The organism is Streptomyces vietnamensis, assembly GCF_000830005.1.
Lineage (GTDB): Bacteria > Actinomycetota > Actinomycetes > Streptomycetales > Streptomycetaceae > Streptomyces > Streptomyces vietnamensis.
Genome location: NZ_CP010407.1, coordinates 1297626 through 1321220, shown reverse-complemented (window position 1 = coordinate 1321220; position 23595 = coordinate 1297626). Strand labels below are relative to the sequence as shown.

General features: G+C 73.1%; 26 protein-coding genes and 1 riboswitch. Of the genes, 9 read left to right on the top strand and 17 right to left on the bottom strand.

Going from position 1 to position 23595, the window contains the following annotated elements:
* Window positions 1-408 precede the first annotated feature (408 nt).
* Complete coding sequence (locus tag SVTN_RS41875) at window positions 409-1239, bottom strand: alpha/beta fold hydrolase (RefSeq protein ID WP_078908221.1); 831 nt, start codon at window positions 1237-1239, stop codon at window positions 409-411.
* A gap of 141 nt (window positions 1240-1380) precedes the next feature.
* Between SVTN_RS41875 and SVTN_RS05700 the strand changes: the two genes are divergently transcribed.
* Together SVTN_RS05700 and SVTN_RS05695 are read left to right on the top strand one after the other, a co-directional pair.
* Entirely contained in the window at window positions 1381-2289 is a 909-nt protein-coding gene (locus SVTN_RS05700) for an RNA polymerase sigma-70 factor (protein WP_281192300.1), read from the top strand.
* Window positions 2290-2548: 259 nt separating this feature from the next.
* Window positions 2549-3289, top strand: coding sequence for a GntR family transcriptional regulator (locus SVTN_RS05695; protein WP_041128070.1), 741 nt, complete (start codon window positions 2549-2551; stop codon window positions 3287-3289).
* A gap of 155 nt (window positions 3290-3444) precedes the next feature.
* Here the strand turns inward: SVTN_RS05695 and SVTN_RS05690 are convergent, their stop codons facing one another.
* A complete protein-coding gene (locus SVTN_RS05690) occupies window positions 3445-4602 on the bottom strand; it encodes an ROK family transcriptional regulator (RefSeq protein ID WP_041128069.1) in 1158 nt (385 codons plus the stop codon).
* Between the two features lie 150 nt (window positions 4603-4752).
* Here SVTN_RS05690 and SVTN_RS05685 point away from each other — a divergent pair, with 150 nt between their 5' ends.
* A complete protein-coding gene (locus SVTN_RS05685; protein WP_052498995.1) occupies window positions 4753-5238 on the top strand; it encodes a hypothetical protein in 486 nt (161 codons plus the stop codon).
* Here the strand turns inward: SVTN_RS05685 and mug are convergent.
* From mug to SVTN_RS05670, 3 genes are all read right to left on the bottom strand, one after another.
* On the bottom strand, window positions 5235-5723 hold the full coding sequence (mug, locus tag SVTN_RS05680; protein WP_041128068.1) for a G/U mismatch-specific DNA glycosylase: 489 nt from the start codon (window positions 5721-5723) through the stop codon (window positions 5235-5237). The genes SVTN_RS05685 and mug overlap by 4 nt on opposite strands.
* 62 nt (window positions 5724-5785) lie before the next feature.
* The gene (gene purB / locus SVTN_RS05675) at window positions 5786-7228 is read right to left on the bottom strand and encodes an adenylosuccinate lyase (RefSeq protein WP_041128067.1); all 1443 of its coding nucleotides are present in this window, start codon (window positions 7226-7228) and stop codon (window positions 5786-5788) included.
* A 97-nt stretch (window positions 7229-7325) separates the two neighbouring features.
* Window positions 7326-8108, bottom strand: coding sequence for an SGNH/GDSL hydrolase family protein (locus SVTN_RS05670; protein ID WP_041128066.1), 783 nt, complete (start codon window positions 8106-8108; stop codon window positions 7326-7328).
* A gap of 64 nt (window positions 8109-8172) precedes the next feature.
* Between SVTN_RS05670 and SVTN_RS41870 the strand changes: the two genes are divergently transcribed.
* Complete coding sequence (locus SVTN_RS41870) at window positions 8173-9303, top strand: maleylpyruvate isomerase N-terminal domain-containing protein (protein WP_041128065.1); 1131 nt, start codon at window positions 8173-8175, stop codon at window positions 9301-9303.
* A 49-nt stretch (window positions 9304-9352) separates the two neighbouring features.
* Here SVTN_RS41870 and SVTN_RS05660 read toward each other — a convergent pair whose 3' ends face one another.
* The 8 genes from SVTN_RS05660 to bioB form a co-directional block, all read right to left on the bottom strand.
* Window positions 9353-10372 (bottom strand): hemolysin family protein, encoded by a 1020-nt coding sequence (locus tag SVTN_RS05660; protein WP_041128064.1) that lies wholly within the window; start codon window positions 10370-10372, stop codon window positions 9353-9355.
* Entirely contained in the window at window positions 10369-11709 is a 1341-nt protein-coding gene (locus SVTN_RS05655) for a hemolysin family protein (protein WP_041128063.1), read from the bottom strand. Before SVTN_RS05655 ends, SVTN_RS05660 begins: the two co-directional genes overlap by 4 nt.
* 172 nt (window positions 11710-11881) lie before the next feature.
* Window positions 11882-12310 carry a GNAT family N-acetyltransferase gene (locus SVTN_RS05650; RefSeq protein WP_041128062.1) on the bottom strand — a complete coding sequence of 143 codons (429 nt, stop codon included), beginning with the start codon at window positions 12308-12310 and terminating at the stop codon, window positions 11882-11884.
* Between the two features lie 41 nt (window positions 12311-12351).
* Complete coding sequence (locus SVTN_RS05645; protein ID WP_099055165.1) at window positions 12352-13005, bottom strand: class I SAM-dependent methyltransferase; 654 nt, start codon at window positions 13003-13005, stop codon at window positions 12352-12354.
* Window positions 13006-13016: 11 nt separating this feature from the next.
* Entirely contained in the window at window positions 13017-13361 is a 345-nt protein-coding gene (locus tag SVTN_RS05640; protein ID WP_041128060.1) for a VOC family protein, read from the bottom strand.
* A gap of 129 nt (window positions 13362-13490) precedes the next feature.
* Window positions 13491-14222: a dethiobiotin synthase gene (bioD, locus tag SVTN_RS05635; protein WP_041128059.1), complete on the bottom strand. Its 732-nt coding sequence runs from the start codon at window positions 14220-14222 to the stop codon at window positions 13491-13493.
* Window positions 14223-14376: 154 nt separating this feature from the next.
* A complete protein-coding gene (locus SVTN_RS05630; protein ID WP_041128058.1) occupies window positions 14377-15657 on the bottom strand; it encodes an adenosylmethionine--8-amino-7-oxononanoate transaminase in 1281 nt (426 codons plus the stop codon).
* Complete coding sequence (bioB, locus tag SVTN_RS05625) at window positions 15650-16888, bottom strand: biotin synthase BioB (protein WP_041128057.1); 1239 nt, start codon at window positions 16886-16888, stop codon at window positions 15650-15652. The genes SVTN_RS05630 and bioB overlap by 8 nt, the downstream gene beginning before the upstream one ends.
* 143 nt (window positions 16889-17031) lie before the next feature.
* Between bioB and SVTN_RS05620 the strand changes: the two genes are divergently transcribed.
* The gene (locus SVTN_RS05620) at window positions 17032-18312 is read left to right on the top strand and encodes an 8-amino-7-oxononanoate synthase (protein WP_167352194.1); all 1281 of its coding nucleotides are present in this window, start codon (window positions 17032-17034) and stop codon (window positions 18310-18312) included.
* A 211-nt stretch (window positions 18313-18523) separates the two neighbouring features.
* Entirely contained in the window at window positions 18524-18961 is a 438-nt protein-coding gene (locus SVTN_RS05615; RefSeq protein WP_041128056.1) for an ATP-binding protein, read from the top strand.
* 67 nt (window positions 18962-19028) lie between these two features.
* Here SVTN_RS05615 and SVTN_RS05610 read toward each other — a convergent pair whose 3' ends face one another.
* The 3 genes from SVTN_RS05610 to SVTN_RS05600 all read right to left on the bottom strand — a co-directional run bounded on the left by SVTN_RS05610 (window position 19029) and on the right by SVTN_RS05600 (window position 20962).
* Window positions 19029-19505: a C40 family peptidase gene (locus SVTN_RS05610; RefSeq protein WP_041128055.1), complete on the bottom strand. Its 477-nt coding sequence runs from the start codon at window positions 19503-19505 to the stop codon at window positions 19029-19031.
* Between the two features lie 3 nt (window positions 19506-19508).
* A riboswitch (cyclic di-AMP (ydaO/yuaA leader) is annotated at window positions 19509-19631 on the bottom strand.
* 400 nt (window positions 19632-20031) lie between these two features.
* Window positions 20032-20337 (bottom strand): hypothetical protein, encoded by a 306-nt coding sequence (locus SVTN_RS05605; RefSeq protein WP_041128054.1) that lies wholly within the window; start codon window positions 20335-20337, stop codon window positions 20032-20034.
* Window positions 20338-20344: 7 nt separating this feature from the next.
* On the bottom strand, window positions 20345-20962 hold the full coding sequence (locus tag SVTN_RS05600; protein ID WP_041128053.1) for an ATP-dependent Clp protease proteolytic subunit: 618 nt from the start codon (window positions 20960-20962) through the stop codon (window positions 20345-20347).
* A gap of 63 nt (window positions 20963-21025) precedes the next feature.
* Here SVTN_RS05600 and SVTN_RS05595 point away from each other — a divergent pair, with 63 nt between their 5' ends.
* Window positions 21026-21304, top strand: coding sequence for a type II toxin-antitoxin system Phd/YefM family antitoxin (locus tag SVTN_RS05595; protein WP_041128052.1), 279 nt, complete (start codon window positions 21026-21028; stop codon window positions 21302-21304).
* Window positions 21305-21384: 80 nt separating this feature from the next.
* Here the strand turns inward: SVTN_RS05595 and SVTN_RS05590 are convergent, their stop codons facing one another.
* The gene (locus SVTN_RS05590) at window positions 21385-22380 is read right to left on the bottom strand and encodes a serine/threonine-protein kinase (RefSeq protein ID WP_041128051.1); all 996 of its coding nucleotides are present in this window, start codon (window positions 22378-22380) and stop codon (window positions 21385-21387) included.
* A gap of 104 nt (window positions 22381-22484) precedes the next feature.
* Here SVTN_RS05590 and SVTN_RS05585 point away from each other — a divergent pair, with 104 nt between their 5' ends.
* The gene (locus tag SVTN_RS05585; RefSeq protein WP_041128050.1) at window positions 22485-23117 is read left to right on the top strand and encodes a TetR/AcrR family transcriptional regulator; all 633 of its coding nucleotides are present in this window, start codon (window positions 22485-22487) and stop codon (window positions 23115-23117) included.
* A gap of 164 nt (window positions 23118-23281) precedes the next feature.
* Window positions 23282-23584 carry an urease subunit gamma gene (locus SVTN_RS05580; RefSeq protein ID WP_041128049.1) on the top strand — a complete coding sequence of 101 codons (303 nt, stop codon included), beginning with the start codon at window positions 23282-23284 and terminating at the stop codon, window positions 23582-23584.
* Window positions 23585-23595: the final 11 nt, after the last annotated feature.

The following is a 23595-nucleotide window of genomic DNA, read 5'->3' as shown; positions in this document are numbered from 1 at the left end:
GGCGAGGTGGGGTTCACCGTCCTCGCCGTCCCGGTCCTCCGGCTGCTCGGGCCGAAGCTGCTGACGGCCGCCGTGTGCGGGCTCGGCGCGGTCGAGGCGGCCCTCGTCGGCCTGGTCGTGGACGGCGCCGGGTTCGTACGGGTGCCGACGGCCGTGGAGACGGGCGCCCTGGTCTGGCAGGCGGCCCTGGCCACGGTCGTCGGATTCGTCCTCTTCTACATGGGCGTCCAGCGCGTCGGCATGGAGAAGGCCACTCTCTATACCGGGGCCATCCCGATCGCCGCCGCGCTGAGCGCCGCGCTGGTCGGAGACGCCGTCTTCGGCCTCCCGCAGGCGGTCGGCGGCCTCCTCGTGGGCGCCGGCGCCGCCCTGGGCACCGGCCTGTTCACGCGGAAGCCCCGGCCGGACTCAGCGGCTGCCGTCCAGGATCACGCGCGCGACCAGAGCCGGGTCGTCGTTCATCGGCACGTGGCCGCAGCCGGGCAGCCGGACCAGGCGCGCGGCGGGCAGGGTGTGCTTGGCGCGGATCCCCTGGCGGCGCAGCAGCAGCCGGTCGCGGGTGCCCCAGGCGACGGTGACGGGCACCGCGGGGACGTCGTCGCGGAAGAGCGCGGTCCGGCCCGCGGTCAGGGTCTGGTGGAAGCCGGTGGCCGCCCGCAGCGCCAACGTCTCGGCGACGACGGCCTCGGGTGACCGGCGACCGGGCCGCGCGTAGATGGTGCTGGTGAGCACGGTGCGCCCGGCGGCCGTACGCGAGAGGCGCTCGATCACCGGCACGGGCAGCGACAGGGCCGCGCCCCGCATGGCCCGCAGCGTCCCGAAGGCGTACCGCCGCTCGCCCTCCGACCAGAAACCGGCGGGGGAGAGGGCGGTGACCGAGCGCACCAGCTTCTCCCGGCCGAGCTCCAGGGCGAGCAGCCCGCCCAGCGAGTTCCCCGCGACGTGCGGCCGCTCGAAGCCGACGGCCTCGCAGAAGGCGCCGAGCACGGGGACGACGGTGGACAGGTCGTACGGGACGCCCTCCGGCAGCCCGTCGGAGGCCCCGAAGCCGGGCAGGTCGACGGCGACCACCTCGCGTTCGGCGGCGAGGACGTCGAGGACGGGCTCCCAGGCCTGCCAGTGGTGCCCGATGCCGTGGAGCAGCAGCAGGGGCTCGCCCGCGCCCCGCCGCTCGTACGTCAGGGACGTGCTGCGGGGACCCGCCGGGGTCTCGATCGTGAACGCGATCCGTGCGGGCATGGGGGCTCCTCGCCGTCTCCTGGACACCTGGGGGCGACGCTTTCAGACGTCCCGTCAACAAGAATTACCGCTCAGTAGCCGGGAGTTCAAGACGGGGGCCGGAAACTGGACAGGGCTCGTGACGTGGGCTGGGATGGATGGGTGCCCACCGACATTCCGACCGCTGTTCCGACCGACACCCTCACCGAACTCTTCGAGGAGCACCGCCCGATGCTCCTCGGCGTCGCCTACCGGATGCTCGGCCGCACCGCCGACGCCGAGGACGTCGTCCAGGAGGCCTGGCTGCGCTGGACCGCCGCGGACCGGGCCGCCGTCCGCGAGCCGCGCGCCTTCCTCGTACGGATCACCACCCGGCTCGCCATCGACCGGCTCCGCCAGACGCAGGCGCGCCGCGAGTCCTACGTCGGCCCCTGGCTCCCCGAACCCGTCGTCACCGACTTCGGCCCCGCCGCCCCCGACAGCGCCGAGCGCGCCCTGCTCGCCGACTCCGTCTCGCTCGCGGTCCTCGTGGTGCTCGAATCCCTCTCCCCGCTGGAGCGGGCCGTCTTCGTGCTGCGCGAGGCCTTCGGCTTCCCGTTCGGGGAGATCGCCGCCGCCCTCGACCGCTCCGAGGCGGCCGTGCGCCAGCTCGCCGGACGCGCCCGGCGCCACGTCGACGAGGGCAGACCGCGCTACGACGTCGACCCGGCCGAGCGCCGCGACCTCACCGAGCGCTTCCTGTCCGCCGCCGCCGGCGGCGACCTCGGCGAACTCCTCGCGCTCCTCGCCCCGGACGCGCGGCTCGTCGGCGACAGCGGCGGCAAGTCCAAGGCGCCGCTGCGGATCATCGAGGGTGCAGACAAGGTGGGCCGCTTCCTCTTCGCCGTCGCCCGGGACTTCTCGGTCGGGTACGAGCTCCGCTTCCTGGAGCTCAACGGCGCCCCCGCCCTGCTCGTCCTCGCCGACGGGAAGCCCGACACCGTCTTCCAGATCGAATCGCGCGACGGACTCGTCCAGTGCGTCCACATCATCCGCAACCCCGACAAGCTCCGGGGTCTCGCCGACGCCTGACGAAGATCACGCCACCCGACCGGAACCCGCCCCGCCTCCCCTCCCGGGAGGCGGGGCGCTTTGCTGCGCGGGCCTCACGGGGGCGCGAACGTCCTGTGAACGATCTGGGGCAGAGGGTCACATTCAGGGGCGTCCGGCGGAGGATTGGTCTTGACCAAGGGGGTGGCTCGCCTTATGGTCGCAGAGTTAGTGCAGGAACCTTTAATAAACAAGGGCGCGGAAAAACGCCGCGGGACACGGCGAATTGCGGAGGATCAGGGTGGGGACCACGCAGCTGGCATCGGTACCGGAGCCGAAGTACCAGCACCTCAAGACAGTCATCGGCGAAGCGCTCGACTCGGACTTCGCCGTCGGAGAGATCCTTCCCAACGAGCGCGAGCTCGCGGCCCGCTTCGGCGTCGCCCGTGCCACGCTCCGCCAGGCCCTGGAGCAGCTGGAGCTGGAAGGCCGCCTGCAGCGCCGCCGCGGCGTCGGCACCACGGTCGCCCCGCCGCGCGTCGGCGTCGACGTCTCCACCGGCCGGCACGCCTGGCCCGGCGTCGCCGACGAGGCCTGGCAGCCCCAGGGCTCCGCCGCCGACGCGGCCCCGGCCGCCGTCGCCCGCGTCCTGGAGATCGGCACCGACGAGCAGGTGCACGTCGTCCGCCGCCTCCGGATCAGCCAGGGCCAGCCGGTCGCCGCCGAGCTGCTCTACGTGCCGGCCGGCTCCGTCCCGGGCCTCAGCGCCATCGACGCGCCCGCCGGACCCGCCCGCGCCCGCGCCGTGCTCCGTGAACTCCAGCACCTCGCCCTCGACGGCCAGGACCGCTCCGTGGAGCTCGGCTCGGCCCGCGCCGAAGACGCCAAGGAGCTCGACAGGCTGCCGGGTGCGCCCGTCCTCGTCGTGACGACCCGCTACCTCTCCGCCGGGCGTCCGGCCGCCGTCTCCGTGGCCACCTACCGCGCCGACACCTGCCGCCTCACCTTCGGCGACTCGGTGGACCTGGTCATGGCCTCGTAGAACCCCCGCCCCTCAGGCACCGGCCCGTCGCCAGGGAAGGCAACTCCCCGCGGCGGGCCGTCACCGTACCCCCAGGGCGCTCTGGTTGGCGGGCCGTCACCGTCGTATCCCCAGGGGGCTCTGGCGGCAGGCCGCCACCGTACCCCCAGGGGGCTCTAGCGCCGGGCCGTCACCGTGCCGTCGACGGCGAAGAGCTGCTCCTCGACGTGGTCGAGGGCGAGCCGCAGCGCGCCCGTGGCGACCGCGGCCTCGCCGAGCAGGGACAGCACCACCCGGGGCGGCCGCAGGCAGAACCGCGCCAGCTCCTCGCGGAGCGGCGGGAGCACCCCGTCGAGCCCGGCCGCCCAGCCGCCGATGACCACCAGTTCGGGGTCGATGGCGAGGACCAGGGCCCCCACGTCGTGCACCAGCCGCTGGATGAACCGCTCCACCGCCGCCTGTGCGCGCGCGTCGCCCTTGCGGGCCAGCGCGAAGACCTCGGTGACCGCCTGCTCGTCCAGCGGGTGCAGCGGCTCGTCCGTGGTCGAGAGCAGATGCTCGGGGGTGACGCCCCGGCCGAGCAGGTGCAGGGCGCCGATCTCCCCGGCCGCCCCGCCGAAGCCGCGGTGCAGCCGGCCGCCGATCAGCGAACCGGCGCCGGGGCTCAGCCCGGCCAGGACGAAGACGATGTCGTCGGAATCGGTCGCGGCACCCTTCCAGTGCTCGGCGACCGCCGCCGCGTTGGCGTCGTTCTCCACGATCACCGGGCAGCGGAAGGAGCGCCGCAGCCGATCGCCGAGCGCGAGGCCCGTCCAGCCGGGCAGCGCCGTGCCGAGGCGTACCGTGCCGTCGGCCTCCACGATGCCGGGTGTGCCGACGCCGACGGCCCGCAGATTGGACCGGGCGACCCCGGCCCTGCGCAGCACGTCCGCCACGACCGTACGCACCCGGTCGAGGCGCTCGTCCGCGGGCGCCGTCTCCGACACCTCGCGGGACCCGGCGCCGATGATGCGCCCGTCCAGACCGGAGAGCAGGGCGGCCACGCGGTGCGGGCCGATCTCGATGCCGAGCAGGTGACCGGCCTCCGCGCGGAAGCGGAACCTCCGCGCCGGACGTCCCTGCCGCCGGGCCTCGCCCTCCTCGGGCGCCGACTCGACGACGAGCCCGCCCTCCATGAGGCCCTCGACGACCCCCTCGACCGTGGGCCGCGACAGGCCCGTGATCCGGGTCAGATCCGTGAACGTGTGCGCGTCGGCACCGCGCAGCGCATGGAGCACCACCGCGGAGTTGATCCGCCGCAGCAGAGACGGATCCCCGCCGGTCAGCCGCCCCACAGTGTGTCCTCCCAGCTCGTGCACCTCTTCGGCGGATGGTACTCAATGGGTCCGGTCGCGGCGAGTGCCGCCCCCGCGGCGGACCCGGGGAACCACCCCTCGCATCCTGACGGAACGCCAACTGTCAGTGCCGGCCGCTTCACTGTCCCCATGACCACGGCACAGCACCTGGCGACCGTCGACTCACTCCGCACCCGCGCCTTCCCGACACGACCGGAGCGATCCGGACCCGTCGACAGCGGCCCCGGCTACCACGTCGGGGAGCTCGCGACGAGCGAGGACTTCTGGGAGGACGACGGCTTCCGCAGCCTGCTCGTCCTGGAGCAGTACGAGGCGGACCGGGACGCGCTCGCCGCCCTGCTCACCGCCCGCTGGGGCCCGCCGGAGGAGCTGAGCCTCTGGCCCGTCCTGGAGCGGGTCAACGACGGCGAGGAGATACCGGAGCCGTGGTCCACGCTCAGCTGTCACGCCCCGCACCTGTGGCTGTGGCGGGTGGACGGACGGTGGACGGGCCTCGGCATCTCCCAGTGGGACAAGGAGCTGCCGTTCCAGCTCCTCGCCGTCATCACCGAGGTCGACCCGCCTGCCCAGGACCTGTCCGGCGGATCATGGCCGGGTCCGCCGGACAGGCCCTAGGCCTCGGCCGCCGCCCGCAGCCGGGCGAACTCCTCGGCCATCGTCGCCGTCGTCCAGTGGGCGTTGAGACCGCTCGGGTTCGGCAGCACCCAGACCCGGGTGGAACCGATCGCCCGGTCCTGCGGCCCGATCACGGCCTTCGGCTCGTTGAAGGCCGTGCGGTACGCCGTGACGCCGACGACCGCGAGCCAGCGCGGCGCGAGCCGCTCCACCTTCTCGACGAGGAGGCGTCCGCCCTCCTCGTACTCCTCACGGCTCAGCTCGTCGGCCCGCGCCGTCGGCCGCGCCACCACGTTCGTGATCCCGAGCCCGTACGTCAGGAGCTCCTCCTGCTCGTCCGGGCGCAGCTGCCTCGGCGTGAAGCCGGACAGGTGCAGCACCGGCCAGAAGCGGTTGCCCGGCCGGGCGAAGTGGTGGCCGGTCGCCGCCGTCATCAGCCCCGGATTGATCCCGCAGAAGAGGACGGAAAGGCCGCTCGCGACCACGTCGGGAACGACGCGGTCGCGAGCGGCCTCCAGCTCCTGCTGGGTGAACCGGGGGTTCCGGGTCAGAGGATCGCCCCGGGGGTGTAGGCGGCGGCCTCCGGGTGCTGCTTGAGGATCTCCTCGATACGGGAGACCACGACCGCGACCTGGTCGGCGGCGGCACCCGTGAAGGACAGCTTGTCCGCCATCAGCTCGTCGAGCTGCGCCCGGTCCAGCGGGATCCGCTCGTCGGCGGCCAGCTTGTCGAGGAGCTCGTTCTGCACGGTGCCCTGCTCGCGCATGGCGAGGGCGGAGGCGACGGCGTTCTCCTTGATGGCCTCGTGGGCGACCTCGCGGCCCACGCCGGCGCGCACCGCGCCCATGAGGACCTTCGTGGTCGCCAGGAACGGCAGGTAGCGGTCGAGCTCGCGGGCGACGACGGCCGGGAAGGCGCCGAACTCGTCGAGCACGGTGAGGAAGGTCTCCAGGAGGCCGTCGAGCGCGAAGAACGCGTCCGGCAGCGCGACCCGGCGGACCACGGAGCAGGACACGTCGCCCTCGTTCCACTGGTCGCCCGCCAGCTCGCCGGTCATCGAGGCGTAGCCGCGGAGGATGACCATCAGGCCGTTGACGCGCTCGCAGGAACGGGTGTTCATCTTGTGCGGCATCGCCGAGGAGCCGACCTGGCCGGGCTTGAAGCCCTCGGTGACCAGCTCGTGGCCCGCCATCAGACGGATCGTCTTGGCGATCGAGGAGGGCGCGGCGGCCAGCTGCACCAGCGAGGTGACCACGTCGTAGTCGAGCGAGCGCGGGTAGACCTGGCCGACCGAGGTGAAGGCGTGCGCGAAGCCGAGGTGACCGGCGATCCGCTGCTCGAGCTCGGCGAGCTTGCCGGCGTCGCCGCCGAGCAGGTCCAGCATGTCCTGCGCGGTGCCGACCGGGCCCTTGATGCCGCGCAGCGGGTAGCGGCCGAGCAGCTCCTCCAGGCGGGCGTACGCCACGAGCAGCTCGTCCGCCGCCGTCGCGAAACGCTTGCCGAGGGTGGTCGCCTGGGCGGCGACGTTGTGCGAGCGGCCGGCCATGACCAGCTCCGCGTACTCGGCGGACAGCTTGCCGAGGCGGGCGAGTACGGCGACCGTGCGGTCCCGCATCAGCTCCAGGGAGAGCCGGATCTGGAGCTGCTCGACGTTCTCGGTGAGGTCGCGCGAGGTCATGCCCTTGTGGACGTGCTCGTGGCCGGCGAGGGCGTTGAACTCCTCGATCCGGGCCTTCACGTCGTGCCGGGTGACCTTCTCGCGCTCGGCGATGGAGCCGAGGTCGACCTGGTCGAGAACGCGCTCGTAGTCGGCGAGGGCGGCGTCCGGAACCTCGATCCCGAGGTCCTTCTGCGCACGCAGCACGGCGAGCCACAGCTGACGCTCCAGCTTCACCTTCTGCTCGGGGGACCAGAGGACGGCGAGCTCCGCGGAGGCGTAGCGGCCGGCCAGAACGTTGGGGATGCGGGGCTTCGCAGTCACAGCAGTCACGTGGACAGAGTTTACTGGTGGTTTCTGCAGGCCAGCGCCACGGTCCGGTGTGGAGCTTGCTACGAGACCCAGGTCACGCGCGCGCGTGGGCGCCCCGCTACGCGCCAGCCGGGGGCTCGTACGGCAGCAGCTCCGGTCGCTTGGGCGCGCGGCCGTCGCCCGACGAGCGGCCGGTCAGGCGCCGTCCGATCCACGGGCCCAGGTGCTCCCTGGCGAAGCGGGCGTCCGCGATCCGGCGGCTCGCCCAGCCGGGCCGTACGCCCGGGGGCAGCGGTGTGCGCCAGTCCTCCTCGGGCGCCAGGCCGAGCGTCTGCCACACGGCCTCGGCGACCCGCCGGTGCCCGTCGGCCGTCAGATGGAGCCGGTCCACGTCCCACAGCCGGGGGTCGCCGAGCGACGGGGCCCCGTACAGGTCGACGACCAGGGCGCCGTGCCGGGCGGCGAGCGTGTCGATGTGGGCGAACAGCTCCTCCATCCGGGGACGGAAGCGCTCCATGACCGGACCGTTGCGGCCGGGGCTGCGCATCAGGACCAGCTGCCCGCAGGAGGGTGTGAGGCGTTCCACTGCCTCGGTGAGCAGGTCCCTCACCCGGACCATGTCGACCTTGGGCCGCAGGGTGTCGTTGAGCCCGCCGACCAGGGTCACCACATCGGCCTTCATGCCTGCGGCCAGGTCGACTTGCTCGTCGACGATCTGGCCGATGAGCTTGCCGCGCACCGCCAGGTTGGCGTAGCGGAAGCCGGGGGAGCGGGCGGCGAGCCGGCCCGCGAGGACGTCCGCCCAGCCCCCGTAGGAGCCGTCGGGCTTCAGGTCCGACATACCCTCGGTGAAGCTGTCCCCGACGGCGACGAGACTGTTGTACGTGGCATTGATCTCCATGGCGGAGCGATCATACCGCGCGGTATGCGCGGGGTGCCGTGGAGAACCCGGGAGGGGAAACCCGATGAGCGACGCGCTCCTGAGCACGCTGGCCGAGGCGCTGGCGGAGCTGGTGACGGCGGTCGAGACCTCCGAGGACGAGGACCTCGATCCCGACACGGCCGTGAAGTGGCTGGAGAACACCGGGCACACCCTGGGCAGACTCGGTGCCGCCGACCGCCGCACCCTCGACGGGCTCTTCCGCGAGGCCGCGCTGCGGGGACCGGCGGGCCCCCGGCGGGACGAGCTCCTGAAGGTCTCCGAAGGCCTCGGGCTCACGGAGGACGCGTACGCCGCCGGTCGCGATGCGGCTCCGGAGAGCGCCCGGCGCCTCGGCACCCCGGAGAGCGTCCGGCCCGCCTCGCCGACGGCGTCCGCGACCACTCCGCCGACCGCTTCCCCGGACGCCGCCTGTGACGTCGTCGCCGAGCACGTGCTGCGCTTCGCCGCCCTCGTGCGCGAGGCCGATCCCGCGACCCCGGTGCCCACCTGTCCCGGCTGGACCCTCGCCGACCTGACCCGGCACCTCGGTGCGGTCCACCGCTGGGCCGAGCACCTCGTACGCACCCGGGCCGCCGTCCGCGTCCGCGTGCGGGACCTCCCGCTCGACCTGCCGACGGACCCCGCCGCGTACGCCGACTGGCTGACCGCCGGTGCCGAGAGCGCGCTCACGGCGCTGCGCACCACCGCCCCCGACCTCCCGGTCTGGTCGCCGGGGGCGGACCCGCACGCCCGGTACTACCCGCGGCTGCTGCTCGCCGAGGCGGTCGTCCACCTCGCCGACGCCGAGCTCGCCCTCGGCGGCGCCGCCGGGGCGATCGACCCCCGCACGGCCGCTGCCGCGATCGACCACTTCCTCACCGACGCGCCGTACGTCCCCTGGATCGCCGAACCCCTCGCCCACCTCGGCCGCGACGGCGCCGTCCTCCGGCTCACCGCCCGCGACACCGGCGCCGTATGGACCCTCACGCTCGGCGGGGGCGGCTTCACCCGGAGCCGTGGCGCCGGTGGCGCCGAGCCGACCGCCGGTGTCACGGCCGACACCGGCGAGCTGCTGCTCCTCCTGCACCGCCGGTACGCCGCCGACGACCCGCGCTTCACGCACACCGGCGACCGGGAGCTGCTCGACGACTGGCTCGCCGCCACCGCGCTCTGACACGCCGAAGGGCCCCGGGATCGCTCCCGGGGCCCTCCGCTTCAGGGCGTCACGGCGCCGCCGGGCGCCCCACCAGCTCGCGCAGCACGTCCTCCATCGTCACGAGGCCGGCCGGCTTGCCGTCCTCGTCGAGCACGGCCGCCAGGTGCGTCCGGCTGCGGCGCATCGCGGTGAGGACGTCGTCGAGCGGCGTCGCCGCCCGGACCCGGGCGATCGGCCGCAGCGCCGACACCGGGAACGGCAGATCGCGCGGGGTGGCGTCCAGGGCGTCCTTGACGTGCAGATAGCCCAGGATGCGGCGCTCGGCGTCGAGCACCGGGAAGCGGGAGAACCCGGTCCGCGCGGCCAGCGCCTCCAGCTCCTCGGGAGTGGTGCCGACCTGCGCGTACACCACCTTCTCCGCCGGCATCACGACGTCCCGCACCGGGCGCCGGCCCAGTTCGAGGGCGTCGTGCAGCCGCTCGGCGGCCCGGTCGTCCAGGAGACCCGCGTGGCCCGCGTCGGTGACCATCCGGGCCAGCTCGTCGTCCGAGAAGGTCGCCGCGACCTCGCCCTTGACCTCCACCCGCAACAGCTTGAGCAGGGTGTTGGCGAAGGCGTTGATCGCGAAGATCACCGGCCGCAGCGTCCGCGCGAGCGTCACCAGGGGCGGCCCGAGCAGCAGCGCGGAGCGCGTCGGCTCGGCCAGCGCGATGTTCTTCGGCACCATCTCGCCGAGCAGCATGTGCAGATACGTCGCCAGGGCCAGCGCGATCACGAACGAGATCGTGGCGGCCACGCCGTGCGGCACGCCGACCGCGTCGAAGACCGGTTCGAGCAGGTGCTCGATGGCCGGTTCGGCGACGATGCCGAGGACCAGGGTGCAGAGCGTGATGCCGAGCTGCGCCGCCGCGAGCATCGCGGAGACGTGCTCCAGGCCCCAGATGACGCTGCGCGCCCGCCGGTTCCCGGAGTCGGCCAGGGGCTCGATCTGGCTGCGGCGGACCGAGATCAGGGCGAACTCGGCGCCGACGAAGAAGGCGTTGACGACCAGCGTGAGCAGACCGATCAACAGCTGGACCGCGATCATCGACCGGCCTCCCCGGACTCGTCCTCGGTGTGGTGCGCGGGGGCGTGCAGGAGTACGCGCGCGGCGCGCCGGCCGGAGGCGTCGACGACGTCGAGCCGCCAGCCGGCGAGCTCCACGCTGTCGCCCGCGGCGGGGATCCGGCCGAGCTCGGTCGCGAGGACGCCCGCGAGCGTCTCGTACGGGCCGTCCGGCACCCGCAGGCCGATCGTGGCCAGCTGGTCCGTACGGGCGGCGCCGTCGGCGGACCACAGCTCGCGCCCGTCCGCGTCCTCGCCGGCCCGTGCCAGGTCCGGCGTCTCGTGCGGGTCGTGCTCGTCGCGCACCTCGCCGACGACCTCCTCGACGATGTCCTCCAGGGTCGCGACCCCGGCCGTGCCGCCGTACTCGTCGATGACGACGGCCATCGTCTGCTTGCCCGACAGACGGTCGAGCAGCCGGTCCACGGTGAGCGTCTCGGGGACGAGCAGCGGCTCGCGGAGCATCTCGCCGATCCGGCGGCGGGGCCGCTCCTCGGCCGGTATCGCGAGCACGTCCTTGATGTGGGCGATGCCGACGACCGCGTCGAGGCTGCCCCGGTAGACGGGGAAGCGGGACAGGCCGGTCGCGCGGGTCGCGTTGGCGACGTCCTCGGCGGTGGCCTGCACCTCAAGGGCGGTGACCTGCACGCGGGGCGTCATCACGTTCTCCGCGGTCAGCTCCGCCAGGTTGAGGGTACGGACGAACAGCTCGGCCGTGTCCGCCTCCAGGGCGCCCTCCTTCGCGGAGTGCCGGGCGAGCGCCACCAGCTCCTGCGGGGAGCGCGCGGAGGCGAGCTCCTCGGTCGGCTCCAGGCCGAGGCGACGCAGGATCCGGTTCGCCGTGTTGTTGAGATGACTGATGAACGGCTTGAAGGCGGCCGTGAACACGCGCTGCGGAGTGCCCACCACCTTCGCGACGGCGAGCGGCGAGGAGATCGCCCAGTTCTTGGGGACGAGCTCGCCGACGACCATCAGGACGACGGTGGACAGGGCGGTGCCCAGGGCGAGGGCGACCGAGGAGGCCGCCGAGGACGAGAGTCCCATCGCCTCCAGGGGGCCGCTGATCAGCTTGGCGATCGAGGGCTCGGAGAGCATGCCGACGACCAGGTTGGTCACGGTGATGCCCAGCTGGGCGCCGGAGAGCTGGAAGGTGAGGGAGCGGACGGCCTTGAGCGCGCCCGCCGCCCCCCGCTCGCCGCGCTCCACGGCCGCTTCGAGCTCGCCGCGCTCGACCGTGGTCAGCGAGAACTCGGCCGCGACGAACGCGCCGCACGCGAGAGCGAGCAGCAGCGCCACCACGAGCAGAAGCACTTCGGTCATCGGTTCACCTCCGTCCCATGATCAGTCAGCGGGAGAGGGATCGCTCGATGTCGATGGTCGGAACCAGTGCTACTGGGAGGCTCGCCCATGGGCGGACGCTCACACCTTTCGGTCGTCGGAATGAGACACCATGGTAAAGGATCGGCAAAGCGGCGTGATGATGACCCCGTACTCAGGCGGGGAACGGCTTCACCCACCGGCGCCACTGCTCCTGCCGCTCGTACCCCGCGGCCCCCCACGCGGCGTGCGCCGTCTCGTTCGCCACCAGGACCATCGCGTCCGCACGACGTCCGCCGAGCGCGGCGAAACGGTCCTCCGCCGCGCGCAGGAGCGCGGTCGAGATGCCCTGCCGACGGTGCGAGGGCAGCACGGCGAGCCGGTAGAGCGAGGCACGCCAGCCGTCCCAGCCGGCGATCACGGACCCCACGATCCGCCCGTCGGGCAGCGTGGCCAGGATCAGCGCCTCCGGATCGCGCTCCAGGAGCCGGGTCACCCCGTGCACGTCGTCGGAGATGGAGGTGCCCTCGGCGGCCTCCCGCCAGAAGGCGAGGACGGCCTCCGCCTCGTCGGTCACGGCGGCGCGAATCTTCACATCGATCATGGCCGAATCCCATCAGGCGACACGGCGACCGTGCCAGGGATTTACCGCCGGGCCGTGCCCAGGACGCAGGGGGAGGACGGCAGCCGCGGGCCCCGCTCCGGTACGTCGAAGGAGCGGTACGAGACGAGGCCGAAGCCCGCCGCCTCGATCGCCGCGAGTGGGGTACGGGAGGTGTGGCACCCGCCGAACAGCAGTGGCCAGACCGTGCGGTCCAGGCCCCGCTGCACCCGCGCGAGCCCTGGCGTGTCCGCCGCCCCGTGCTCGAAGAACCGCAGCTCACCGCCCGGGCGCAGGACCCGCCGCGCCTCGGCGAGGGCCGCCGGCACGTCCCGTACGGTGCACAGCACCAGCGAGGCCACCGCCGCGTCGAAGGAACCGTCCGGACCCGGCAGCGCCTCGGCCGTGCCCGGCAGCACGGTCACCGGGACGGGGGCCCGGCGCGCGGCCTCCTCGGCGAGCCGGCGCAGATGCGACTCCGGTTCGACGGCCACGACCTCGGTGACCCCGGCCGGGTAGTGCGCGAAGTTCAGGCCGTTCCCCGCCCCGATCTCGACGACCCGGCCGGAGAGCCCGGCGAGCAGCTCCGTCCGCAGCGCGCCGAGCCCGCCCCGCGTGTCGGCCGAGGCGCTGAACCGGGCGTAGAAACGGGCGAACAGAGGATGGTGGACACGAGGAGGCGAGCCGGGGTGCGTCATCGTCGGTCGCCTCATCCCGTCACGAAGCAGAACTCGTTGCCCTCCGGGTCCCGCATGACCTGGAAGGAACCCTGCTCGTCGGTGACGAGCCCGCCGACCGTGACCGCCCCGAGCGGCAGCACCTCCTCGGCCGCCCGCGCCGGATCCGCCACCTCCACGTCGAGGTGGAGCCGGTTCTTCACGGCCTTGCCCTCCGGCACCCGCTGGAAGGCGATCCGTACGAACTCCGGCGGATCCACGTACGACCAGTCGGCGCTCCGGTCGACGGGTTCGCCGCCGAGGAGCCCGGCCCAGAAGCGGACGAGCGCCGCCGGGGCGGCGCAGTCGAAGACGATCTCCTGAACGTGTGCGCGCATACGGTCAGCGTACGGAGACAGGGGCGGCCTGCGCCCCCGCGCGCATCGTCCGGCGCCGGATGCCGCAGGCGCCCCCGCGCACGCCGTCAGCGTACGGAGACCGGTGGCGCCTGCGCCTCGCACAGACCGTCAGTGTGTGAAGGCCGGTGGCGCCTGCGCCCCCGCGAACGCCTCCGCGTCCCACGTGCCGCCGAGCTCCGGCGCCAGCCAGCCGCCCGCCGCCGCCCGGAACGCCGCCGGGTCGAGCGTCCCCGAGCCCTCCGGTACGGCCCCGAGCAGCGGGGCGCCCGCCTCCTTCGGCAGGTCCGCGAGGTTGCAGCGCGCCGCCAGGTCCGGCGCGTCCGGCCAGCTGCCGACGACCACGCCGAGCTGCTCGATCCCGCGCGCCCGCAGTGCCTCGGCCGTCAGAGCCGTCGGGTTGAGCGTCCCCAGACCGGCCGGGACCACCACCAGGACCGGCGCGCCGAGCAACGCGGCCGCGTCGGCGAGCGTGCCGCCCTCCTCGTCGAAGCGGACGAGCAGCCCGCCCGCCCCCTCCACGAGCACCAGGTCATGGTCGGCGGCCAGCTTCCGGGCGGCCTCCGCGACCTCCCGGGGTCCGACCGGGGCGAGCCCGGCCCGCCGGGCGGCCGTCCCGGGGGCCAGGGGCTCCGGGAAACGGCCCAGCTCGACGGAGGCCGCGGCGCCCGAGAGGCGTACGACCTCGTCCGCGTCGCCCTGCTCGTCCGGGCCGACGCCGGTCTGGGCGGGCTTCAGGACGGCGACGGACTTTCCGGCGGCGGTGGCGATGGCGGCGACTGCCGCGGTGACGATGGTCTTGCCGATCTCCGTGCCGGTGCCGGTCACGACGATGACGGTCATGGGGTGTCCCTTCCTTGCTTGCGGGCGCCGAGCACGTGGGCGCCGTAGGTACAGGGGGCGGAGGCGCCCGCAGAGGCGCCGTTCCGTTGTGCCCACCCGTTCCGCCCTGCGGAACGATTGCCCACAACGGGGGGGCGCCCCCGCCGCAACGGCGTCAGCCCGCCTGCGCCGCCGCCCTGACCGCCGTGCAGATGCGGGCCAGGTCCTCGTCGCCCGTCACGTACGGCGGCATCGTGTAGATCAGGTCGCGGAACGGGCGCAGCCACACGCCCGCCCGGACCGCAGCCTCCGTGGCCGCGGCCATGTCGACGTCGTGGTCGAGCTGGACGACGCCGATGGCGCCGAGCACCCGTACCTCGCGCACACCGGGGAGTTCCGCGGCGGGGGCGAGCCCCTCGCGGAGTCCCGTCTCGATGCGCTTGACCTCCAGCGCCCAGTCCTGGGACATCAGCAGGTCGATCGACGCGCAGGCCACCGCCGAGGCCAGCGGATTGCCCATGAAGGTCGGCCCGTGCGCCAGGACGGGAACCTCGCCGCGCGAGATGCCCTCGGCGATCTCCGTCGTGCAGAGCGTGGCCGCCATCGACAGGTAACCGCCCGTCAGCGCCTTGCCCACGCACATCACATCGGGCGAGACGCCGGCCTGGTCGGCGCCGAACAGCGTGCCCGTACGGCCGAAGCCGGTCGCGATCTCGTCGAAGATCAGGAGGACCCCGTGCTCGTCGCACGCCTCGCGGAGGACGCGCAGGTACTCGGGCGGGTGGAACCGCATCCCGCCCGCGTTCTGCACCACCGGCTCCACGATCACCGCGGCGACCTCGTCCGCGTGGAGAGCGATCTGCTCCCGCAGCATCCGGGCGTACGACTCCTCGTACGTGACCGGCGGCGCGTCGACGAAGACCTGGCGCTGGAGCACGCCCGACCACAGCTCGTGCATCCCGCCCTCGGGGTCGCACAGGGACATCGGCTGCCAGGTGTCCCCGTGGTAGCCGCCGCGCCAGGTCATCAGGAGCTGCTTGCCGGGCCGGCCCACCGAGCGCCAGTACTGCAGGCACATCTTGGCCGCGACCTCGACGGAGACCGAGCCGGAGTCGCTGAGGAAGACGTGCTGGAGCGGTTCCGGGGTGATCTCGACCAGCCGGGTGGCGAGCCGGACGGCCGGCTCGTGGGTGAGCCCGCCGAACATGACGTGGCTCATCCGGCCCAGCTGGTCGTGCGCCGCCTCGTTGAGCACGGGGTGGTTGTAGCCGTGCAGCGCCGACCACCACGAGGACATGCCGTCGATCAACTCGGCCTGGCCGTGCACGGGTTCGGCGAGCCGGAGACGCACACCGGACGCCGACTCGACGACCAGCGGGTCCGTACGGCCCGGCATGGGGCCGTACGGATGCCAGACATGGGCCCGGTCCAGGGCGAGGAGTTCGTCGTTACGCATTCGGCGCGAGGTCCGTTCCGGCGCCCCGGCGGCGCACGGCCACCAGGTCGGTGCGGGCCTCGTTCACACGAGCCTCCTCGGCCACCGGAGCCGCGTGACCGCCGCAGGGGCCGCAGCCGGCGCCCTCCTCGGCGTGCGAGCCGCAGCCGGCCGCGGCCTCCGAGCCACAGCCCGCCGAGGCCGTCGAGCCGCAGCCGCCCGTCGCGCCCGCCGCCGCGAGCGCGTCCGCGCGGTGCTTCGGGAGGGTGGTCGTGCCCGCGCCCTCCACCTCGAAGCCCGCGTCCGCGATCATGTCCAGGTCGGCCTGGCCTGCCTGGCCCTCGCTGGTCAGGTAGTCGCCGAGGAAGATCGAGTTCGCGATGTTCAGCGCCAGCGGCTGCATCGAGCGCAGGTGCACCTCGCGGCCGCCGGCGATCCGCACCTCGACGTCGGGGCAGACGAACCGGACCATCGCGAGGATCCGCAGGCAGCGCTGCGGGGTGAGGTTCCACTCCTTGGCGAGCGGGGTGCCCTCGAAGGGGATCAGGAAGTTGACCGGAACCGAGTCGGAGTCGAGCTCGCGCAGCGCGTAGACGACGTCGACCAGGTCCTCGTCGCTCTCGCCCATGCCCGCGATCAGACCCGAGCAGGCCGACAGACCGGCGGCGTGCGCCTTCTGCACGGTGTCCACGCGGTCCGCGTAGGTGTGGGTCTTGGTGATGTCCCCGTACGTCGCCTCGGACGTGTTCAGGTTGTGGTTGTACGCGTCGGCGCCGGCCTCCCGCAGCCGCTCCGCCTGGCCGTCGGAGAGCAGACCGAGGCAGGCGCACACCTCGACGCCCTCGTTCTGCTCCTTGATCGCCTCGATCGTCTTCCCGACGCGCTCCACGTCCCGGTCCGTCGGGCCGCGGCCGCTGGCCACCAGGCAGACCCGCTTGGCGCCGCCCGCGACACCCGCCGCCGCGGCCTGCGAGGCCTCGTCCGGCTTCAGCCAGGTGTACTTGAGGATCTCGGCCTTCGAGCCGAGTCTCTGCGAGCAGTACGAGCAGTCCTCGGGGCAGAGGCCGGACTTCAGGTTGACCAGGTAGTTGAGCTTCACCCGGCGCCCGAACCACTGACGGCGCACCTTGCCGGCCGCCGCCACCACATCGAGCAGTTCGTCGTCGGAGGTCGCCAGCACGGCGAGCGCTTCTTCACGGGTCGGCAGCTCGCGCCGCAGCCCCTTCTCCACCAGCGTGTTCAGCAGGTCCATAACCGCTGATCCTTGCTTACCGCCCACCCCCGGGCCAAGGAGGATCCGAACAAACGCCCCCGATAGAGGTGTGTGGATGACCACATCCCGACCTCGGCATCCTGCGGTTAGGGTCTGTGCGCTGCCTACAAAAGGATCGCCGCATGCCACAGGCCGACGAGACCCGACTGGCCGAGGACGCACGCGCCGCGGGCGCCGACGACGGACGGGCCACGGGCCCGAGCACCGACGACGGGCGGGCCGCGGGTCCGAGCACCGACGACGGGTGGGCCGCGGGTCCGCGCCGTACCGCCTTCGACTGGACCGACGCCGAAGCGCGCCGCCGGGCCGAGGCCGGTCTCGTCCGGACGCTGCGGCCCCGGGCGGCCGAATCGGACCTCCTGGACCTGGCGAGCAACGACTACCTGGGCCTCACCCGCCGCCCCGAGGTCACCGAGGCCGCGGCCGAGGCGGCCAGGCGCTGGGGCGCCGGCTCCACCGGCTCGCGGCTCGTCACCGGCACCACCCGGCTGCACACCCGCCTGGAGCGCGAACTCGCCGAGTTCTGCGGTTTCGAGGAGGCTCTCGTCTTCTCCTCCGGCTACACCGCGAACCTCGCCGCGCTGACCGCGCTCGGCGGCCGGGACTCCCTGATCGTCTCCGACGCCTCCAACCACGCCTCGATCGTGGACGGCTGCCGGCTCGCGCGCGCCGAGGCCGCCGTCGTCCCGCACACCGACCCCGAGGCCGTCGCCAAGACCCTGGACGCGCACCCGGGGCGCCGGGCCCTGGTCGTCAGCGACTCCGTCTTCTCCGTCGACGGCGACAAGGCCCCGCTCCGCGAGCTCGCCGAGGCCTGCCGGGCGCACGGCGCCGGGCTCGTCGTCGACGACGCCCACGGCTTCGGCGTCCTCGGCGACGGCGGCCGGGGCGCCCTGTACGAGGCGGGACTCGCGGGCGACGAGGACGTCGTCGCCACCCTCACCCTCTCCAAGTCCCTCGGCAGCCAGGGCGGTGCCGTCCTCGGCCCGGCCCGGGTCATCGAGCACCTGGTGAACGCGGCCCGCACCTTCATCTTCGACACCGGGCTCGCCCCGGCCGCCGCCGGCGGCGCGCTCGCGAGCCTGCGGCTGATCGCGGCCGAACCGGGCCTCGCCGAGCGGGCCCGTACCGTCGCCACCACCCTCCACCGACTGCTCACGGACGCCGGACTCACCGCGGCCCGGCCCGACGCGGCCGTCGTCTCCGTGCACGCGCCCTCCCCGGAGGCGGCGCTGCGCTGGGCGGCGGACTGCCGCGAACAGGGCCTGGCGGTCGGCTGCTTCCGGCCCCCGTCCGTCCCCGACGGCATCTCGCGGCTGCGCCTCACGGCCCGGGCCGATCTGACGGACGCGGAGATCGGGCGCGCGGTGGAAACGATCCTGCGGACCGCACCGAAGGACTGACGGGGGTCTGACGGAGGTCTGACGGGCCGTCGGGGGTCTGACGGACCGTCGGGAGGCCCAAGGGCGTTCCCGGGCAGCAGAGTTCACCGCTTCGGGCGACAGATGGGGACATATCTTGGTGGAACGCCTGCCGGGGCGGCACGATCGGTGGCACTCTGACGCGAAGCGCGATCCGGGGCGGAAGCCCCGGCGGGAAAGGGACAGCGTCGCCATGGCAGACCATCAGGAAGCATCCGTCACTCTGCCGAGCGATCCCGCGTCGGTCCCCACGGCCCGGCGGTACGTCGCCGATGTCCTCGACGGCTGGGGTCTCGACGGCGCTGACGACCTGGCGGACGCGATCCGCCTGATGGTCTCGGAACTGGCCACCAACGCCGTCCTGCACACCTTCGGGCAGTCGCCCACCTTCACGGTCGACGTCCGCCTGGAGCGCGAGGAGCGCCTCCACATCGGCGTCACCGACAGCCACCCGCGCTGGCCCCGCCGGCTCCCGGCGGCGGTCCAGCAGGACAACGGCCGGGGCATGGTCATCATCCGCTCCCTGGCGGCGGAGGCGGGCGGCCGTCTCTCGGTCACTCCGACCGAGGAGGGAGGGAAGACGGTCTGGATCACCCTCCCGTGGACCCCGACGGCCGCCTCGTACGTCTAGGAGGTCCCGGCGCAGGGGTGCGGCGGCGCCACCGCACCCCTGGGGCGGGGTCAGTGCCCGGCGGGCGTCATCGGACGCGGCCGTAGTAGACCTTCGACGTCCAGATCCTGTCGAGCTTCACCCAGGATCCCGTCTTGGGCGAGTGCCAGATCTTGCCGCTGCCGGCGTAGATGCCCACGTGGTAGACGCTTCCGCCGGAGTGGAAGAAGACCAGGTCCCCCTTCTGTCTGCTGGACGCGGAGATGTGCCGGGTCTTGTTGTACTGCTGCTGCGCGGTGCGGGGCAGCGACTTGCCCGCCTGCTTGTACGCGTAGAGCGTCAGACCGGAGCAGTCGAACCTGGAGGGTCCGGCGCTCCCGTACCGGTACGGGGCTCCCTTCTTGGACGCGGCGACGCTCAGTGCCTTGTTCGCGTATGTGGTGGCTGCCTGGGCCTCGGGTGCCGCACCTGGTGCGAGCAACGTGCCGCCGACGGCGGCGAGGGTGAGAGCCGAGACGGCTCCGGCCCGGGACAGCAGGGACGGGACGTGCATCTGCGCAGTCATGCGCAACCCTTCGTCAGCCGCCTGCGAAGGATGACCTGTCGGGTTCGGACTGGCGAAGATGCCCGGCCGCGGCTGCGGCTTCACCCCAAGGGACGGCCCCGCTGCGAGAAACAGCGCGTACGTCCCGTACTGCTCGGGTCCTCCACTCCTGCCGATCCACTCCTGTCGACCAGACGTCCGGGACAGCGGCAGGACTCGGCGTCCGCCCGGACCGCCCCGCCTCGGATGGCGGGGGCTTGTCGTCGACAGGGATCTTGACCCACACCCAGGGCGAAATCCGAGCTGAAACGGCGATATGTGAGGCTCCTCACGACTGATCCATTCGGGTGGACAGGCTGCTTTCGTGATCGCCGCGGGTTTGGCCTACGAGCCCCGCACCAGCGGCGGAACGCCCCATTCCGCCAGATGCGTACACCTGTTGCGCAACTCACCCGACACATATGTCGACTCGTCGACTACGCCGAACGGGGGAGCGATTCTGCGATCCGTGTCGGCCGTCCGGACCTCGACACGACATGCCGGAATGTCAACTCGCCCGTGCGCGGGGGACGGTGACGCGGTCGGCGCGGCGCTCACCGTCCAACACCCTTAGGGCACGCGCCAGGGTGTCCGCGTGCACCTCGCTCTCGCCCCGCATATGCATGAGCGTCAGGGCCTCGCGCAGCGCCTCCGCGCGTCCCACCAGGGCCTGTGCCGCGCGCAGTGCCCCATAGGTATGCGTACCCCTGGATGGGTTGATCTTCCCAAGGAGGTCGACGACTTCGAGGTAGGCGTCGATCAACTCGCCCTCGGCCCGCGTCAGTGCGGGCAGCGGCGGCAGCTCGGGCACCACGGCCGGCTCACTGCGCCGCGCCGGCGTCGCGCCGGCTCGTGATCACGTGGTCCACCAGGCCGTACGCGACGGCCGCCGGCGCGTCCAGGACGGTGAGGCGGTCGATGTCGGCGTCGACCCGCTCCCGGCCCTGCCCGGTGTACTCGGTGAGCATCCCGGCCACCAGGGCGCGCAGCCTGAGCAGTTCGCGCGCGTGGATGTCGAGGTCGCTCGGCTGCCCCTGGAGGGGCTCGTCCATGGCCGGCTGCCGGAGGGTGATCCGGGCGCCGGGGAGGACGAACCGCTTGCCGGGGGTGCCTGCGGCGAGCAGGACGGCGGCGGTGGACGTCGCCTGACCCAGGCAGGTGGTCTCCACGTCGGAGGAGAGCGTCCGCATCGTGTCGTGGATCGCGGTCATGGCGCTGATGGAGCCGCCGGGGGAGTTGATGTAGAGCGCGATGTCCTGGCCGGGGGAGGCGTGGTCGAGGTGCAGGAACTGGGCGATGACGTCGTTGGCCGAGGTCTCGTCGATCGGTGTGCCGAGGAAGACGATCCGGGATTCGAGGAGCTTCGAGTACGGATCGAGGGTGCGGGTTCCGAAGCTGGTCCGCTCCGTGAACTCGGGCAGAACGTAGCGGGCGTCCATGGCTGAGCACCTCCAGCTGTCTGTAAAAAATGTACAGGACGTACAGACCGTAAGATGAGGAGCATGACCTACGAGATCCCGGTGACGCAAGCGCGGGCTGAGCTCGCCGACCTCATCAACCGCGTCGTGTACGGCGGTGAGCGCGTCGTGGTCACCCGCCACGGGAAGCCGCTCGTCGCCCTGGTCTCCGCCGCTGACCTGGAAGAACTCGAGGCGGCGGAGAAGCCGGCCGACGAGCAGGTGGTCAGCTCCCTCTCCGGCCTCCACCCGGTCGACTCCGCTCCCGGCGAACAGCGCCGCTTCGGCATCGCCGCCCACCACCGCGAGCCCGGCACGTCCTGACCGCACGCTGACAGCAAGCGAAAAGCCGCGTACCCCCGTCCGCTACAGCGGGGGTACGCGGCCGTTCTCGGGTGCGGGCCTCAGCCCACCGGCACCGGTGCGGGCTCCGTGGCGGGGGCCGCCTCCGCGCGGCGCCGCGCGCCGAACGCGGTCACGGTCAGACCCGCCACCGCCCAGAGGGAGAGGACGAGGAGCGGGCCGCCCGCGGCCGCGCCGTCGAAGGCGGAGACGGACCGCAGGGCCGAGCCCCCGGCGCCCGGCGGCAGCCACTGGCCGAGCGCGCCCACCCCGGTGGGCAGCAGCTGCGGCGCGCTCGACATCCCCGAGAACGCGTTGCCGAGCAGGATCGTCAGCGTGGCCGCGAGTCCGAAGCCGGCCTTGCCGAGCAGCGTCGCGAACCCCGCGAAGGCCGAGCCGATCGCCAGGACGGTCAGGCCGAGGACCCCGGCCTCCGCCCACCAGTCACCGGTCAGCGCCCCGAGCCAGCTGTCCGCGAGCGCCGCACCCACCAGACCCGCGAGCGCCGCCGCGCCGACCAGGGTCACGACCGCCCTGACCCCGCGCAGGCCGAGCAGCACGGTGGCGGCGCCGGTGGCCGCCCCGACGATGGCGAGGGGCAGCAGGCTCGCGCCGAGCACGGCGCCCCGGGGGTCGCCGGCCGGTGCGGCCACCACGTCCGTGACCGGGACCGGTGTCCCCGCGGGGGCCTGCGCGGCCACGGCCTCACGCAGCAGCCCGGCCACGACGGGGCTGCCCGCGGAGGCGGTGAGGAGCTCCGTGCCGCGCGGGGTCACGACCACGGCTCCGTATACATCGCGGTCCTCGATCGCGGTCCGGGCGGCCTCGGCGTCCTCGTACCGGTGGATCTCGAAGGCCCCCTCGTGCCGGCCGAGCTGCCGCTCGACCGCGTCGGCCGCGGCGGCGGGACCGGCCACGCCGATCGGCAGGTCGCGGGGTGCGATGCGCGCGGCGGGCCAGGCGAAGACCGCGAGGGCGAGGGCGGCGACGACCGGTATCAGTGCGAGCACCGCGAGGGTTCTGCGCCCGGCGGCCGAGGGGGCGGTGGCGGCGGACATGAGGGCCTCGATTCAAAGAGAAGGATCGTTCGTTTTACATCGGCCCCAGCGTGCGCCGCGTCGTGGAAGTTGTCAAGAATGAACATTCGTTTTAGGTTCTGCCCATGGCACGTGTCTCCCAGGAACACCTCGACGCCCGCCGCCGCCAGATCCTCGACGGCGCCGCGCGCTGCTTCGCCCGCAACGGCTTCCACGCCACGTCCATGCAGGACGTGCTCGCCGAGGTGGGTCTGTCCGCGGGCGCGGTCTACCGCTACTTCCGCGGCAAGGAGGAGCTGATCGGGGCCATCGCGACCGAGGCCTTCGCCGGCATCCGGAGCGCCTTCGAGGAGGCGTCCCGCGCCACCCCGCCGCCCACCCCCGACGTCCTCCTCGGCGCGGTGCTCCGGCTCTTCCTGGAGGAGCGGATCGAGGGCGCCGACCGGCAGGCCTTCGCGCGCCTGATCGTCCAGGTCTGGACGGAGACCCTGCGTAACGAGCAGCTGGCCGGGACCCTCTCCGAGGGCTACCACGGGATGCGGGTCGCGTGGACGAGGCTCGTCACCGCCTACCGGGAGAACGGCCTCCTCCGCGCCGACGTCCCTTCCGACCATGTGGCACGCACCCTCATCGCCACCGCCCAGGGTTTCATCGCCCAGCAGGCGCTCTTCGGCGACGTGTCCGTCGAGGTCCTGGAGGACGGGCTGCGTGGCCTGATGTCGATGTCCATGCCGGAAGGCGACGTTCCGATCGGATGATCATGAGATCGCAAAGTCGGAGTTAACGAGCCGGAAAAACTTTCGCCCTAACGTGCAATGTCTGGCCGCGCAGCGCATCTCCGCAGTTCAACAGAGTGTTGACGGTCGGTAGGGTCCGCAGCTGTCCGGGTCCCGTCCCGGTCGACCGACTGTGAGGTGGAAGAGTGCAACTGAGCCCGCACGAGCAGGAACGCCTGCTCATCCATGTGGCGGCCGACGTGGCCGAGAAGCGCCGGGCCCGCGGTGTGCGGCTCAATCACCCCGAGGCCGTCGCGCTGATCACTTCCCACATCCTGGAAGGTGCCCGGGACGGCCGTACCGTCGCCGAGCTGATGGCCTCCGGGCGCAAGGTGCTCACCCGTGACGAGGTCATGGACGGCATCCCGGAGATGATCCACGACGTCCAGGTCGAGGCCACCTTCCCGGACGGCACCAAGCTCGTCACCGTCCACGACCCCATCATCTGACGGGCGGCCAC